This is a genomic window from Salinicola aestuarinus (genome assembly GCF_003206645.1).
Lineage (GTDB): Bacteria > Pseudomonadota > Gammaproteobacteria > Pseudomonadales > Halomonadaceae > Salinicola > Salinicola aestuarinus.
Map to the genome: position 1 here is coordinate 276979 of NZ_PZJP01000006.1, position 13940 is coordinate 290918.

General features: G+C 64.3%; 16 protein-coding genes. 2 read left to right on the forward strand and 14 right to left on the reverse strand.

Annotation, left to right across the window (positions count from 1 at the left end; genetic code table 11):
• Positions 1 to 25: 25 nt before the first annotated feature.
• From DOM41_RS10970 to DOM41_RS11035, 14 genes are all read right to left on the reverse strand, one after another.
• The gene (locus DOM41_RS10970; RefSeq protein ID WP_110686897.1) at positions 26 to 184 is read right to left on the reverse strand and encodes a DUF1328 domain-containing protein; all 159 of its coding nucleotides are present in this window, start codon (positions 182 to 184) and stop codon (positions 26 to 28) included.
• Positions 185 to 347: 163 nt separating this feature from the next.
• Positions 348 to 1262 carry an LpxL/LpxP family Kdo(2)-lipid IV(A) lauroyl/palmitoleoyl acyltransferase gene (gene lpxL / locus DOM41_RS10975; protein ID WP_110686898.1) on the reverse strand — a complete coding sequence of 305 codons (915 nt, stop codon included), beginning with the start codon at positions 1260 to 1262 and terminating at the stop codon, positions 348 to 350.
• Between the two features lie 12 nt (positions 1263 to 1274).
• Positions 1275 to 2399 (reverse strand): alanine racemase, encoded by a 1125-nt coding sequence (gene alr / locus DOM41_RS10980; protein ID WP_110686899.1) that lies wholly within the window; start codon positions 2397 to 2399, stop codon positions 1275 to 1277.
• Positions 2400 to 2555: 156 nt separating this feature from the next.
• The gene (locus tag DOM41_RS10985) at positions 2556 to 4022 is read right to left on the reverse strand and encodes a TolC family outer membrane protein (protein WP_110686900.1); all 1467 of its coding nucleotides are present in this window, start codon (positions 4020 to 4022) and stop codon (positions 2556 to 2558) included.
• Between the two features lie 325 nt (positions 4023 to 4347).
• The gene (gene rpoS / locus DOM41_RS10990; protein WP_110686901.1) at positions 4348 to 5322 is read right to left on the reverse strand and encodes an RNA polymerase sigma factor RpoS; all 975 of its coding nucleotides are present in this window, start codon (positions 5320 to 5322) and stop codon (positions 4348 to 4350) included.
• Positions 5323 to 5612: 290 nt separating this feature from the next.
• Positions 5613 to 6737 (reverse strand): peptidoglycan DD-metalloendopeptidase family protein, encoded by a 1125-nt coding sequence (locus DOM41_RS10995; RefSeq protein WP_110686902.1) that lies wholly within the window; start codon positions 6735 to 6737, stop codon positions 5613 to 5615.
• A 53-nt stretch (positions 6738 to 6790) separates the two neighbouring features.
• Complete coding sequence (locus DOM41_RS11000; RefSeq protein ID WP_110686903.1) at positions 6791 to 7705, reverse strand: DUF368 domain-containing protein; 915 nt, start codon at positions 7703 to 7705, stop codon at positions 6791 to 6793.
• Positions 7702 to 8337, reverse strand: a complete 636-nt coding sequence (locus DOM41_RS11005) for a protein-L-isoaspartate(D-aspartate) O-methyltransferase (protein WP_245391813.1) — start codon at positions 8335 to 8337, stop codon at positions 7702 to 7704. The genes DOM41_RS11000 and DOM41_RS11005 overlap by 4 nt, the downstream gene beginning before the upstream one ends.
• Before the next feature lie 19 nt (positions 8338 to 8356).
• Positions 8357 to 9109, reverse strand: a complete 753-nt coding sequence (gene surE / locus DOM41_RS11010; protein ID WP_110686905.1) for a 5'/3'-nucleotidase SurE — start codon at positions 9107 to 9109, stop codon at positions 8357 to 8359.
• A gap of 64 nt (positions 9110 to 9173) precedes the next feature.
• Positions 9174 to 10223, reverse strand: coding sequence for a tRNA pseudouridine(13) synthase TruD (gene truD / locus DOM41_RS11015; RefSeq protein WP_110686906.1), 1050 nt, complete (start codon positions 10221 to 10223; stop codon positions 9174 to 9176).
• Positions 10220 to 10699, reverse strand: a complete 480-nt coding sequence (gene ispF, locus DOM41_RS11020) for a 2-C-methyl-D-erythritol 2,4-cyclodiphosphate synthase (RefSeq protein WP_110686961.1) — start codon at positions 10697 to 10699, stop codon at positions 10220 to 10222. Before ispF ends, truD begins: the two co-directional genes overlap by 4 nt.
• A gap of 2 nt (positions 10700 to 10701) precedes the next feature.
• Positions 10702 to 11451 carry a 2-C-methyl-D-erythritol 4-phosphate cytidylyltransferase gene (gene ispD, locus DOM41_RS11025; protein WP_110686907.1) on the reverse strand — a complete coding sequence of 250 codons (750 nt, stop codon included), beginning with the start codon at positions 11449 to 11451 and terminating at the stop codon, positions 10702 to 10704.
• The gene (ftsB, locus tag DOM41_RS11030; RefSeq protein ID WP_110686908.1) at positions 11448 to 11768 is read right to left on the reverse strand and encodes a cell division protein FtsB; all 321 of its coding nucleotides are present in this window, start codon (positions 11766 to 11768) and stop codon (positions 11448 to 11450) included. The genes ispD and ftsB overlap by 4 nt, the downstream gene beginning before the upstream one ends.
• A gap of 142 nt (positions 11769 to 11910) precedes the next feature.
• The gene (locus DOM41_RS11035) at positions 11911 to 12468 is read right to left on the reverse strand and encodes an NUDIX hydrolase (protein WP_110686909.1); all 558 of its coding nucleotides are present in this window, start codon (positions 12466 to 12468) and stop codon (positions 11911 to 11913) included.
• 82 nt (positions 12469 to 12550) lie between these two features.
• Between DOM41_RS11035 and DOM41_RS11040 the strand changes: the two genes are divergently transcribed.
• On the forward strand, positions 12551 to 13201 hold the full coding sequence (locus tag DOM41_RS11040; protein WP_110686910.1) for a CoA pyrophosphatase: 651 nt from the start codon (positions 12551 to 12553) through the stop codon (positions 13199 to 13201).
• Between the two features lie 32 nt (positions 13202 to 13233).
• Complete coding sequence (locus DOM41_RS11045) at positions 13234 to 13932, forward strand: 2OG-Fe(II) oxygenase (protein ID WP_110686911.1); 699 nt, start codon at positions 13234 to 13236, stop codon at positions 13930 to 13932.
• Positions 13933 to 13940 lie beyond the last annotated feature (8 nt).

Below are 13940 nucleotides of genomic sequence, written 5' to 3' on the forward strand. Positions count from 1 at the left end.
GCGCTGTACGGTCACACCGTTGGGGTCAGCGCCCTCGTCCTCGAATCAGCGAGACGACGAAGAGGATGAGGAAAATCACGAAAAGGACTTTCGCAATGGTGGCGGCAACGCCGGCGACGCCACCGAACCCGAGCACCCCGGCGATGATGGCAACGATCAGAAAAATCACGGCATAACTCAGCATGGCATTACTTCCTGTTGTGGCACGCTACATTTGCCGCAGCCGCTTCTGCATCGGCTTCACGGCAACCTCCTCCCGATATCCCTGGGAGCTCCTTAAGACTCGATCTTTCACGCGATCACGTCAAGCTCGCAAGCGGCCTGAAACCCTTGGCCACTCGCTTCGCTCAATAGAGTGAAGGCTCGCCCGGCGGGCGGGTTTTGAAGCGCCGATGCAGCCACAGATACTGCTCCGGATGTCGACGTATCGCTGCCTCGATGAACGCATTCACCTGCGCGGCATCCGCTTCGTCGTTGCCGCTGGGGAAATTGTCGAGCGGAGGCAGGTACTCGAGCGTATAGGTGTGATTGTCCGGATTGCGATGGAACATCAACGGCATGACCGGTGCTCCCGTCATGCGGGCGATCTTGGCGGTGAGCTTGATCGATGCGGCATTGACGCCAAAGAACGGAGCGAACACGCTCACCTCGCGGCCAAAGTCCTGATCCGGGGAGTACCAGACCGCATGACCGGACTTGATCCGACGGACCACACCGCGCAGATCATGGCGATCGATGGCAGCGCCGAAGATCCCCCGTCGAGCCCGAGTCATGAAGTCCTCGAACACCGGGTTGTCGTGGGGACGATAGACCACGTCTGCCGGGAAGAAGAGCGAGTGCAGCGCCCCGCCGAGATCGAGGGTCGAGAAGTGAATGCCAATGATCAGCGCCCCCTTCCCCTGCGCCATCGCCCGCTCCATGTGCTCGGTGCCGCGAAACGTCACGCGGTGGCGCAGATGCTCGGGATCACGGCACCAGCCGGTCGCCGTTTCCAGGACGCCGATGCCATTGGCGATGAAGGTCCGCCGGACCAGATCCGCGCGCTGCGGTTCGTCAAGTTCGGGAAAGCAGAGCGACAGGTTGGTCTCGGTAATATGGCGACGGCGCTTGGCCAGACGCCAGGTCGCAAGACCCAAGCCCTTGCCGAGCGCGAGCTTCAACCGCCACGGCAGCAGGGCGCCAAGGCGCATGAGCCCGATCAGCGACCAGGTCCCCCAGTAGCGGGGATGCAGGCGGTTGGCAGGGTAGACTTTCTTGGCCATGACAGTTCCTGATCAGTGCTCGCGCTCGGCAAGCGTTTCGCCCGTCGAGCCTTGCCAATAATGTCGCGGTACGCGCGGCAGCAACCCGGTCAACAGCGTGTAAGCGATCGTGTCGCAGTGCTTTGCGACCTCATCGACCGGCAGGCCGTGTCCCCATAGCGTGACGTCGCTGCCGACACGGGCGTCGGGATGATCGCTGAGGTCGACCGTCAGCATATCCATCGACACTCGCCCGGCGAGACGACACCGTCTGCCATCGACCAGCACGGGCGTTCCATCCGGTGCATGGCGATCATAGCCATCGCCATAGCCCGCCGCGACCACGCCGATGCGTGTCGCCCTGCCGGTACAAAAACGCCCGCCATAGCCCACCGGCTCTCCGCCATCCACCGCCTGAATCGCGATCAGCTTCGAGCGCAGCGTCATGACGGGCCTGAGTGACTCCAGGGGCGACGCGGCGACGGAAGGATCAACGGGATTGACCCCGTAGAGCATGACGCCGGGGCGATTCCAGGCACCGTGACTCTGAGGCTTGACCAGCGTGGCGGGCGAATTGGCGACACACAGCGGGGCATCGAGCGCTCGCCCCAGCCTGACGACTGTCTCTTGCTGAGCGTCGAACTGCTGGGTATCGCCATGATCCGCACTGGCGAAGTGGCTGATGAGATGAAGATTGGCCACCCGGTCCGTGGCGCGACTGAGCTGTCGCCAGCGTGACGGAAATGCCTCGGGTGAAAACCCCAGCCGGTGCATCCCCGAATCGAGCTTGAGCCAGACAGTGAGCGCACGGCGTGGCGTGTAGGCGAATAGCGCCTCAATCTGCCAGTCGCTATGAATCACCTGCCACAGGTCGAGCGAGTCGACGATCTCCAGTTCACGAGCTTCGAATATGCCTTCCAGCAATAGCAGCGGTGTCTCGATACCCGCCTCGCGCAGCGCTCGCGCCTCCTCGATCGAGGCGACACCGAACGCCGGCGCCTTCGGCGTCAGCGCGCGGGCGCACGCCAGAGCACCGTGACCGTAGGCATCCGCCTTGATCACCGCCATCGAACGACTGTCGGGGGCTAGGCCCGCCGCGATATCAAAATTGTGACGCAACGCGTCGAGATCGATCTCGGCTTTGAGGGGCCGGGCCATGACAACTCCTGAATACGCATCCGTCGAACCCTGTCATGGTAACGGTTTTGACGGCGAGCGACTGTCGCGGATGACCTTGCGAGTGAAGCCAGCGGGAGACACTCTCGCAAAAACGCCGCTACCCAGGCAGCGGCGCGGGATTGTAGAAGCAGTGGTTCAGGGCGTCGGCGCAGCCGGGCGCTGGCCGATATCGTCGATGGCCGCCATCCCGTCATCGGACATATCGATGGCCACGCTGTCACCCTGCAGCCACTCGTTGACCGAGCGCAGGACGTCGAGGCTGAGCGTGCCCGCCTGCTGACGAAGCTCGAGCAGGTCGGTCACGTAGGTGTAGCGGGCATCGGCATAGTCCGAGATCGCTTCGTAGAGCGACTGCTCGGCATCGAGAACATCCACGATGTTGCGCGTTCCCACGTCGTAGCCGGCGCGAGTCGCTTCGAGCGCACTGCGGTTGGAGACGATCGCCTCACGCTGGGCATCGACGGACTCGACGTCGTTGGCGACCTGGGTGTAGAGCGAGCGAACCTGCTGGGTGGTAAAGCGCCGCTGATCTTCGAAATCGTACTGGGTCGCCTCCAGGCTGTAAGTATTCTGCCTGACGGAGGCGCTCGTCGAGCCCCCGGTGTAGATCGGCAGGTTCGCCTGTACCCCGAACTCCACACCCTCATTGTGGCCGCGCAACTGGTCCTGATCGCTGTTCGAGTAGTTGTAGTCGCCGTAGGCGCTGAGCGTCGGCAGGTGGCCCGCCTGAGCAATGTCGACGCCGGTTCGCGACAGTTCGACCGCCTGCTGCGCAAACTGAATCGAGGGGCTGCTCTGCATGGCCAGGTCGACCCATTCGGTGCGGCTGGCGGGCTTGGGCGGCTCGATCGGCAGATCGTCGGTCAGCCCTTCGATGCTGTCGTAATGCTGGCCGGTCAGGCGCTCCAACGCCTCGAAGCTCACCTGAAGCTCGTTCTTAGCGGCGATTCTCTGCGCGCGTGCCGAGTCGAAGGCCGCTTTCGCTTCGTTGACGTCGGTGATGGCGACGATGCCCACGTCAAACTGCTCCTGCGCCTGCTCCTGCTGGCGCGAGATGGCCTTCTCCTGGGCCTGGCGCGCCTCGAGCACTTCCTTGGCACGCAAGATCTCGAAGTAGGCCGAGGAGACATCGTAAAGCAGCTGCTGCTGGTCGATCTCAAGCTGGAGCGCCTGCTGATCGACCTGCTGCTTGCTCTGCTCGTACTCGAACCAGTTGGTCGCGTCGAATAGCGCCTGACTGACGCTGACCCCGAGGCTGCTGCCGTTGTAGTTGTCGTCGGAGCTGCCGCCTGCACCGCCTCCCACCTGCGCACCACCTCCGCCGGCGCTACCGGTGTCGTACTCCTGACTCTCTAGGGTCCGGGAGTGGTAGACACTGCCGGTAGCACTAATCTGCGGCAGGAGCGCCCCCCGGGCGACATCCTGCGAAGCTTCGGTGCTGCGAAACGTCGAGCGAGAGGAGTTCAGGCTGGCCGAGTGGTCAAGCGCATCCTGAGAGATGGAGAGCAGATCCGCGGCCTGGGCGGTGGGAGCGAATGACGCCGCAACGAGCAGCGAAATGGCGTATCGCAGAGGCGAGCGCAACGGGACATGAGGCGACATCGAGACGATTCCTATCGTGGGGCGCTAGGTAACAGGGACCGATCGACTGGCTGACCTGACCATCGCCGCGTCCTGATGTGACCTAGACATTCGATAATGACTGATTCGAGCCGACTAGCGTTGCCGGCCGGACGCCGACAGCCACCGCTCGAAAAGCAGCCGAGGCGCTGACAGTGAGTCAGCGCCTCGGCGAGAAGTTTACATACAATGCCGCATGTAAGCAGTGGGATCAATAGTCGAGGGGCGCGATGCAGCGCTTTTACACATTGGGCTCACCGCACTCTTCCCCCTCTTTGCGGCATTTTGTTCGACGATCAACGGCCTCTTATTCGAAGATCGAGTCCATCGAGAGTCCCTGCTTTTCCAGCATGCGACGCAACTTTTTCAGCGCCTCGACCTGAATCTGACGGACGCGCTCGCGGGTCAGACCGATCTCCTCGCCGACCTCCTCGAGCGTGGCCGCTTCGTGACCCCGCAGTCCGAACCGCCGGACGACGACTTCGCGCTGTTTCTCGCTGAGCTCGGCGAGCCACTCGTCGACGTGCGTCTTGACATCATCGTCGACCAGATTGGACTCCGGGCCCTCCTCATTCTCGTCAGCGAGCGTATCGATCAGCGGCTTGTCGCTCTCGGCCCCCATCGGGTAGTCGACGGAGGAGACGCGCTCGTTGAGACCGAGCATCTTCTTAACCGTCGCCACCGGCTTGTCGAGGTGATCCGCGATCTCTTCCGCCGTCGCCTCGTGATCGAGCTTCTGGGTGAGCTCGCGGGCGGCGCGCAGATAGATGTTGAGTTCCTTGACGACGTGGATCGGCAGGCGAATCGTCCGTGTCTGATTCATCAGCGCCCGTTCGATGGTCTGGCGAATCCACCAGGTCGCGTAGGTCGAGAACCGAAAACCGCGCTCCGGATCGAATTTCTCGACGGCTCGAATCAGGCCGAGATTGCCCTCTTCGATAAGGTCGAGCAGCGACAGGCCGCGATTGAGATAGCGGCGGGCGATCTTGACCACCAGCCGCAGGTTAGACTCGATCATTCGCTGGCGACCGGCCGGATCACCGGCCTGCGCCAGCCGACCGAAATGGACTTCCTCCTGCGGCGTCAGCAGCGGAGAAAAACCGATCTCGTTGAGATAGATCTGTGTCGCGTCGAGACTGTGGTGATAGTTGTTTTCCTCACGGTTCAGCGCTTTCTCGAAAGCGCTTTCTTCATCCTTGCCATCCGTGTTTTCGGTTTCGGTCTGCGATCGACCGGCACCTTCGAGCTCAACATCCTGAATATCCTGTTCAAGCATGCTCATCTCCACTACCCCAACTGGGCTTGCTGAGTACCTCGCCGAGAGCCGCCATTCGACTCACGACGACCGTGCGTTCCTTGCTAACTCTGACGCTTTCCATGAGGCTCGCGAGCACCCACCCCGTCGAGCGGGGTCGTCAACCCCACCCGCTCGACGAGCACAGCGTCCCACTCCGGGACGATACGCCCGTCGAGATCGAATGGATGCTGCCACTGCATCGATCTCGACGTCTGATAATCGGGTGTTTCGAAAGGTGCTCGCGGCATCGTCGATACCGCACCGCAGTTCGCGGTTCAGCGTTTGGGAAGGTATTGCAGCGGATCTTGAGGCTGGCCGTTGACGCGAACCTCGAAATGTAGCTGTACCTGGTCAGCATCCGTCTGCCCCATGGTAGCTATCGTCTCTCCGGCCTCGACGACATCGTTCTCCTTGACTCTCAACGTGTCGTTATGCGCGTAGGCGCTCAAGAAACGGTCATTGTGCTTGAGGATAATGAGGTTTCCATATCCCCTCACTCCGTCGCCGGCATACACCACAATCCCTGGCCCTGCCGCTTTCACAGGTTGCCCCTTTTGCCCGGCAATATCAATGCCGGGGGTGATGCTCGTCTGGTCGTCGAAACTGCTGACCAGGCGGCCATCGACCGGCCACTGCCACGGCACGTCCTCTACCGGTTTATAGGTCCGGTCAGAGCGATCCGGCGCGCCGCTGGGCTCGCCAGCCACTTCCGTACCCGCATCGTTGCCGGCAGCGGTACGGGTACTGCTGGCCATGGAAGCAGACGAGGATGACGATTGCGTGTCAGCGCTGGCCGCCGGTGCGCTATCCCCTGCCTGGCTGGCGTTAGCGGCGGCGCCGGATGACGGTGGCGTCGAGGAAGCCGCCGGCGCGCGCTGATCCCGCGAGGCCACGCTCGACGTCGGCGCTTGTGTCGATGATGCGCCTGCCGCGCGGTTCTGGCCACTGCCACCGGTCTGTGTCGAACGGCTCGCGCCAGCCGACGAACCCTCCGCCGAGGGCAGCAGCCACGACGGATTGTCCTGGCTGTCGCCAGCGGCACCACGGCTCGCCCCGCCCAGGGGGGTCGCCGTCGCTGCACCGCCGGCACTGCTGGCGACCTGCGGCTGGCTGGAGAGACTCGCATTCGGTCTCAGCTTGAGCTGCTGCCCGGGCTGCAGGCGGTAGGGTGGCGAAATGGCATTGATCTGGGCCAGGTCGCGAAAGTCGACCCGATTCTGCCAGGCGATACCATAGATGGTGTCGCCGTTCTTGACCGTATAGGTGTCGCTGGGTTGACTGCTACGGCTCACCGACAAGTCCTGCACCTGCGGGCGGCCGCTCGAGGTGGTGCAGGCGTTTAATCCCATGGCCGCGACGGGGAGTAACGAGAGCAACAGCAGAGTACGACGATGGTTCATGAGAAGATTCCTTTTCGTGGGGAAGCGCCGATCCGCGCCGCTTCGGTTGCCTTTCACCCGGATCGGCGCTCGCCGAACCACGCGACGAGCACGACCCCTAGCGCCATCAGACACAGCGACAACAGCCACTGTGAACCCTCGCCGGTATACGCCGTGTAGTCCCACGGCAGGTGGTACTGATACGCCAGTGGCACTGCCGCACCGTCGCTGTCCATACGGTAACTGGCGAGTTGTCGCCAGGGCCAGAGCTGCGGCAGCGAGCCCATGATGAAGCCGGCAATCGTCATCAGCGTGACGCCGTGATGACGGCGTAGCAGCCAGGACAGCAGCCGCGAGAAAGTGAAGAGCCCCACAGCGCAGCCGGCGCCAAACACCGCAATCAGGGCGATATCCGCACTCTTGATTCCACTCATGATGGTGGCGTAGAGCCCCATGACGAGCAGTAGAAAACTCCCGGACACCCCAGGGATCAGCATCGCGCTGATCGCGATGGCACCGGCGAGAAACAGCATGCCATTGCCGGCCTGGCTCATGTCCGGCAGCAGGGCCGGCAGGTAGAGCGCCACCATGGCCCCCAGAAGTACCGGAGACAGGTAGCGCCAGCGCCAGCGCTCGACCTGACGCCAGACGGCCCAGACCGACGCGAGCACCAGACCGAAGAAAAAGGCGTTGAGCAGCAGCTCATGCTGGGCCATCAACCAGGTGACCAGATGCGCTACCGTCACCAGACTGATCAGAATACCGAGCACCAATGGCGCCAGAAACCTCAGGTTGAGATAGCCGATCAGCGCACCCAAGCCCTCTCGGCGCCAGACGCCGACGGCACCCGGCCCAAAGCGTTTGATGGTCTCGATCAGCTCCTCGTAGATGCCCACGATGAGCGCGATGGTACCGCCGGAAACGCCGGGAACGGCATCCGCCGCGCCCATGCCCATGCCCTTGAAAACCGTTGCCAAGACACGCTTCAACGAATCACTCCTTCCAGTAGCGGCACGAATCTGACCTCCTCGAGCCGCTGATGATCGAATACCTGGCCGCGCCGACGAACCCGGGTGAGCCACTGCCGCCCGCTCTCATCTTCGACCGGGGCGATCAGGACCCCGTTGTCGCGCAGCTGTGAAAGCAGCGTTGCCGGCAGATGATTGGCGCACGCCGTGAGCAGGATGAGATCGAACGGCGCCGCCTGTGGCCAGCCAAGGCCGCCATCGGCGTGCCGCAGATAGACGTTGGTCGCGCCGAGCCGCGCCAGGCGCTGCTCGGCGCGCGCCTTGAGTGCAGCGATGCGCTCGACGCTCCAGACCCGCTCCACCAGCCTGGAGAGAATCAGCGTCTGATATCCCGAGCCGGTGCCGATCTCCAGGACCCTCTGAGGTTCTGCCAGCGCTACCAGCTCGCTCATGCGCGCGACGATCCAGGGCTGCGACAGCGTCTGTCCCAGGCCCAGCGGCAGCGAGGTGTCCTCGTAGGCCCGGTGCGACAGTGCCTCGTCGAGAAACAGATGGCGCGGTGTCGTCGCCATCACCTCGAGCACCTCCGAATGACGCACACCCGCCGCCGCCAGTCGTTCGACCATTCGGTTGCGGGTTCGTTGCGACGTCATGCCGACGCCGTTGAGCTCTTCAGACGTGTGACAGTCCATCCAGCCAACCCTGTACGTCGCCAAGCGTCTGATGACGCGTCAGATCGGTTTGCAGCGGCGTGATCGAGACAAAGCCTCCCTCGATCGCGGCGAAGTCAGTGTCCGGGCCATCGTCGGCGTTCTCCGACACCGCCGCGATCCAGTAACGATCCCGCCCGCGCGGATCACGCACATGGATCGGTTGACTCGCCGGCCCGCGATAGCCAAGCCGTGTGACGCGAAATCCGCGGATCTCGCTCCATGGCAGATCGGGGACGTTGACATTGAGCAGGCTTCGCGGCGGCAGGGACAGGTTACCCGCCGCCTCTACCAGACTGGCCGCGACCTTACCGGCGGTATCGAAGTGGCGCTGGCCGCACAGCGAGATGGCGATCGCCGCCATGCCCAGATTGCGCCCCTCCATCGCCGCAGCCACGGTACCCGAATAGAGTACGTCGTCACCCAGATTGCCGCCGTGGTTGATACCGGAGATGACGAGATCGGGCTTCTCCTCCCACACGCCGTTAACACCCAGATAGACGCAGTCCGCCGGCGTGCCATCGACGCAATAGAACCCCCCGTCCATCGCCGTCAGCGCCAGAGGGCGCGTGAGCGTCAGCGAGTTGCTCGCGGCGCTCATGTCGCGATCCGGGGCGACGACGCGCAGACGCGCGTGCGGCTCGAGGGCACTGGCCAGCGCCTTGAGCCCGGGCGCGTGGACACCGTCGTCATTGGATAGCAGCAGTCTTCGCATCACTTCGCTCCTGATCGGTCGTGGCTTGTCAGTCTGATCGCGTGACGAGTGATTCCCTCGGGCTTCACGTCAGGCTGGCGTCCGTGAAAAGCTCGCGCAGCAACGCGGTCGCGAAAGCACCTCTGGGCAGGGTGAACGATAGCTCGACGCCATCGTCCGTGGTCCGCCATTCGGGGTCGGCCAGACGCACCCGTAGCGGGCGCCTGGCCTGTCGCGCCCCGGCGGCCTCCAGACCATCGCGCAGCGTGGGGTGGGCGTTGGCGATCCGGGTTTCGCGCTCGGCGACCTCGCCGGCACTCTCCAGCCGCCCCACGCCCCAGAGCATCGCCGTGGGATGGAGATCTCCGCTGGCGAGCCGTGCTTCGAGCGCCGCATCGAGGGTCTCGGCGGCGAAACGGCTGTTGCTGCCGTCGAGATTGAACACGTCGCCGGCGATGGCGCGACACCAGCTACCATCGGCGACTCGCGCCGACAGCACCTCATTGAAAAGATAGCTTCTGGCCGTCGACAACAGCAGACCCTGGGGGTCATCGCGCTTGCGCCAGCCGCGGGCGAAAAGGGCTTCCGCGCGCTGCAAATTACGCCCGCCGGGACCGAATCGCTGCGGACCGAAATAGTTGGGTATCCCCTCCGCCACTCGGCGCTGCCAGCGTTCGAAGGTCGCCGAGGCGGCGGTCGCCTCGCCCCGCAGGCGCAGACTGAAGCGATTGGCGCGGTGCACGCCGCGCTTCAATTTCCGCGGATGACGCCGGGCGTCGAGTACCTGAACACCACGCTCGGCGAGGCCGTCGTCCCACCCGGCGGCGAGTTCACGCCCCGGTAGCGCCAGCGACAGCCACTGACGGGTGACGCCGTCGCGATCCTTCAGCCCGCTGAATCCCACGTCGCGCACCGCAATCTCGGCGCGCTTGGCGAGCAAGCGCGCCAGATCCGGGGTTGTCACACCTCGCTTCTCGACCCACACCCAGAGATGCTCGCCTTCGCCTTCCGGCGTGAAGCCGAGCACCTCGTCGACCACGAACTCTTCCGGTCGCTGCCGATAGCTGCCGGCTAGCGTCGGCTCGCCCTCGACATAGGCCCATTGCGGCGGCCAGACAGCTTGCGCTTCGCTCACGAGCCCACCGCTGTCAGCAGTGCCACCGCCTCGGCGGCGATGCCTTCGCCGCGTCCCGTGAAACCGAGGCGCTCGGTCGTGGTCGCCTTGACGTTGACCGCGCCGATCTCGATACCGAGATCGGCGGCAAGCTTCTCACGCATGGGGAGAATCCACTCCGCCATGCGCGGGGCCTGGGCGAGAATTGTCGCGTCGAGATTGCCGACGCGGTAGCCCTCTACGTGAATCAGCGAAACGACATGGCGCAGCAAGGCGCGGCTATCGGCCCCTTTCCAGGCAGGGTCGGTGTCCGGGAAGTGTCGGCCGATATCACCCAGCGCGCAGGCGCCGAGGAGTGCATCGCTGACCGCATGAAGCAGGACGTCGCCGTCGGAGTGGGCAACGAAGCCGCGGTCGAATGGCAGCCGAACGCCGCCGATCATCAGGTGGTCGCCCTCTCCAAAACGGTGGACGTCGAACCCGTGGCCGATGCGCAACGTCATGCTTCGATCTCCTGATTGCTGGGGGTATCGCTGGGGGTGTCGTTGGAGCTATCGATAAGGGCGTGCTGCAGCGCGAGAATGCGTGCCGCCATACCCAGGTCTTCGGGACGGGTGATCTTGAGGTTGTCGCGGCTGCCCTGCACCAGCCGGGGCGCCAGCCCCATCGCCTCGATCGCGGAGGCTTCGTCGGTTACCGCCGTGCCAGTAGCGAGAGCGGCATCCAGCGCCTGACGCAGCAGATCGAAACGAAAAGCCTGCGGCGTCAGCGCGTGCCAGAGCCCTTCGCGGGGCTCGGTATGGCTGACGCGACCGCGCGCATCGGCGCGTTTCATGGTGTCGGCAGCGGGGACGGCAAGCAGCGCACCGATCGCTTCGTGCTCCAGCGCTTCGCGCAGAGCCGCTAGATCCTCGAGGGGAACGCAGGGACGCGCGGCATCGTGAACCAGCACCCAGTCATCGTCGACGGCCTCCTCGGCCAACGACGAAAGCCCCCGGCGCACGCTGTCGGCCCGCTCGCCGCCGCCATCCACACGCTGCCAGCGAGTGAAGGGGACGTCATCAGGCGCGAAATGCGCATCTTCCGGGTCGAGACACAGCCGGAGTGTCGCCTCGGGAAAGGCGAGATGAAGGCGTTCGAGGGTGCGGGCGAGCACGCTGCGCCCCTCGAGCGAGAGATACTGTTTGGGACGGTCGGCTTGCATGCGAGTGCCACGACCGGCGGCGGGAACGATCAGCCAGAGCGTCATGGCTGCACCACGCCGGTCCGGGCGGCCGGGCCGGCATCGACATCGACGTCCGGCACCCAGTAAAAATGCTCATCCTGACGCACCATGCCAAGATCGCTGCGGGCGCGCTCTTCGATCGCGTCGAGACCGTTTTTCAGGTCCACCACTTCCGCCGCGAGACGGTCATTGCGCGCCTTGAGCGTGTCGGTGGCACTTTCGAGCGTGTCGGCCCGGGCCTGAATGTCGTTGAATTCACGAACACCGCCCTCGCCGCCCCACAGCCGGTACTGCATCAGCCCCAGCATGACGGCCAGAACCAGAATGACCCATTTACCCATTGCACCCCATCCCGATCGACGATAATCCGTGAACTCACCTGCGACGGCGCCGGACGGCGCGGTCAGCGGGGGGCCACATTATGCCATCATCGTGACAGGCGGCCCACCGCCGGCCGCCGGACGCGGTCATCGGACAGTCGCGTCAGGCCGAACCGAAATAGCGCTCGCGCTCTTCGGCACCGATGCGGCTGAGATGGAGCTCGAAGGCATCGCGGCGGCGATCATCGAAGAAGTGCTTGAGCGTTCGCTCGATGGTGGGAAAGGCGAGCTCGTCCCAGGGGATCTCGCTCTCGGTGAAGAGTTCGACCTCCAGGCTCTCGGGGCCAGCGGCGTAGTCGCCTTCAAGCTCCCCGCGAAAGATCATGTAGACCTGATTGATGTGCGGCAAACTGATCAGCGTGTAGAGTGACGGCTCGATGACCGCTGCTCGGGCTTCCTCGCGGGTTTCACGCAGCGCGGCCTCTTCGACGGTCTCGCCGTTCTCCATGTAACCCGCCGGCAGCGTCCAGAAGCCCTTGCGCGGCGAGATGGCCCGACGACAGAGCAGAACCCGCTCGCCCGCGACCGGCAAGGTCCCGGCGACGATGCGCGGGTTCTGATAATGGATGGTGCCGCAGGCATCGCAGAGAAAGCGTGGACGGTCATCGTCCTCGGGAACGGCAAAACGCACGGCACTGCCGCAGTGGCTACAGTAATTCATCGGCGCCTCTTGAGTTCGGTGATGCCTTGCAAAGCCTGCCAGGCACCCATCGGAGGGGCCAGCCAAACAGGGGCAGCAACGCATGTTAGAGAATCTTCGCGAACGCCTGCAAGCGCATCGCCCCGCAAGACTCGACGACGCCTTCACCCAGGCCGCCGTGCTGCTGCCCATCGTCGACCGCCCCGTACCGACGCTGCTGTTCACCCGCCGCACCGCGCATCTCACACAGCATGCCGGCCAGGTGGCTTTCCCCGGTGGCAAACGCGAGGCGCAAGATACGGATCTACTGGCGACGGCGCTGCGCGAATCCCGTGAAGAGATCGCCCTGCAGGCGGCCAGCGTGGAGGTCATTGGTCGGCTGAGCGATGTCATGTCGCTACACGGCCTGCGAGTGACACCCTTCGTCGGCATCGTACCGCCGGATCTCCCGCTCGTCGCCGAGCCCGGGGAGATCGCTGCCCTATTCGAAGTGCCACTGACGCACTTCTTCGAGGATCGACGCACCCACACCGACGTGATCCCGATGGACGATGCGGATGTCTATGTTCCCAGCTACCGTGTCGATGATCACGTCATCTGGGGGCTTTCGGCGATGATGCTGGTAGAGCTGCTGGCCGTCGGCTTCGCCCAGCCCATCTCGATGACACATCCGCCAGCGCAGGGTGAACTGCACTATCATCCCCGCCGCCGGCGTGCTACCGCGCCCCTCTCGTCATCATCGCCACCGCACTGAGCCATTGCCCGACCCTCTCTGGAGCCGTTGCCATGACCGATACCGCCGATCGTCCGACTGCCGCCAACCCGGCGCCACCCACCGCGCTCTCGGCCTGCGACGTCAACCGGCTCCCGGCGTTGATCGACGGTCTGGTCGAGCACGGTTTCCACGTCGGCGAGCGGTTCGTCGACGCCGGCCTCTGTCAATCGCTGTTCAGCGAAATCGAGGCGCTCGAGGCGAACGATGCGCTGCAGGCGGCGGGCATCGGCCGCGGCGAGACGCATACGCTGCGTCGTGACATCCGCGGCGACGCCATTCGCTGGCTCGACCGAGAGAGCCTGGCGCAGCGGCGCTATCTCGAGCTGATGGGCGAGCTTCAGCGCGAGATCAACGCAGCGCTCTATCTGGGGCTGTTCGAGTTCGAGGCGCACTTCGCGCACTATCCCCCCGGCGCGTTCTACCGCAAGCATTTCGACAGCTTTCGCGGACGGGCCAACCGGGTCATCTCGACGGTGCTCTATCTGAACTCGGGATGGCCGGCAGACGCAGGCGGCGAGATGGCCCTGTTCGACGAGCATGACACCGAGCGCGAAGTGGGCCGCGTCATCCCCGAGGCAGGCACTTTCGTCTGCTTCCTGTCAGACCGCATTCCCCACGAGGTACTGCCCACCCAACGTTCGCGCACCAGCATCGCCGGCTGGTTTCGGCGCAACGCCTCGCTCAACAACACTCTCGATCCTGCGCGTTAGGCGCCCCG

What these genes read in the sequence shown, in the direction of transcription:
- rpoS (WP_110686901.1), bottom strand. Translation starts at nt 5,322, where the DNA reads ATGAGCATGCTTGAACAGGATATTCAGGATGTTGAGCTCGAAGGTGCC.
- ispD (WP_110686907.1), bottom strand. Translation starts at nt 11,451, where the DNA reads ATGACGCTCTGGCTGATCGTTCCCGCCGCCGGTCGTGGCACTCGCATG.
- surE (WP_110686905.1), bottom strand. Translation starts at nt 9,109, where the DNA reads ATGCGAAGACTGCTGCTATCCAATGACGACGGTGTCCACGCGCCCGGG.
- DOM41_RS11045 (WP_110686911.1), top strand. Translation starts at nt 13,234, where the DNA reads ATGACCGATACCGCCGATCGTCCGACTGCCGCCAACCCGGCGCCACCC.
- DOM41_RS11005 (WP_245391813.1), bottom strand. Translation starts at nt 8,337, where the DNA reads ATGACGTCGCAACGAACCCGCAACCGAATGGTCGAACGACTGGCGGCG.
- DOM41_RS10985 (WP_110686900.1), bottom strand. Translation starts at nt 4,022, where the DNA reads ATGTCGCCTCATGTCCCGTTGCGCTCGCCTCTGCGATACGCCATTTCG.
- DOM41_RS11035 (WP_110686909.1), bottom strand. Translation starts at nt 12,468, where the DNA reads ATGAATTACTGTAGCCACTGCGGCAGTGCCGTGCGTTTTGCCGTTCCC.
- ftsB (WP_110686908.1), bottom strand. Translation starts at nt 11,768, where the DNA reads ATGGGTAAATGGGTCATTCTGGTTCTGGCCGTCATGCTGGGGCTGATG.
- alr (WP_110686899.1), bottom strand. Translation starts at nt 2,399, where the DNA reads ATGGCCCGGCCCCTCAAAGCCGAGATCGATCTCGACGCGTTGCGTCAC.
- lpxL (WP_110686898.1), bottom strand. Translation starts at nt 1,262, where the DNA reads ATGGCCAAGAAAGTCTACCCTGCCAACCGCCTGCATCCCCGCTACTGG.
- DOM41_RS10970 (WP_110686897.1), bottom strand. Translation starts at nt 184, where the DNA reads ATGCTGAGTTATGCCGTGATTTTTCTGATCGTTGCCATCATCGCCGGG.
- DOM41_RS10995 (WP_110686902.1), bottom strand. Translation starts at nt 6,737, where the DNA reads ATGAACCATCGTCGTACTCTGCTGTTGCTCTCGTTACTCCCCGTCGCG.
- DOM41_RS11040 (WP_110686910.1), top strand. Translation starts at nt 12,551, where the DNA reads ATGTTAGAGAATCTTCGCGAACGCCTGCAAGCGCATCGCCCCGCAAGA.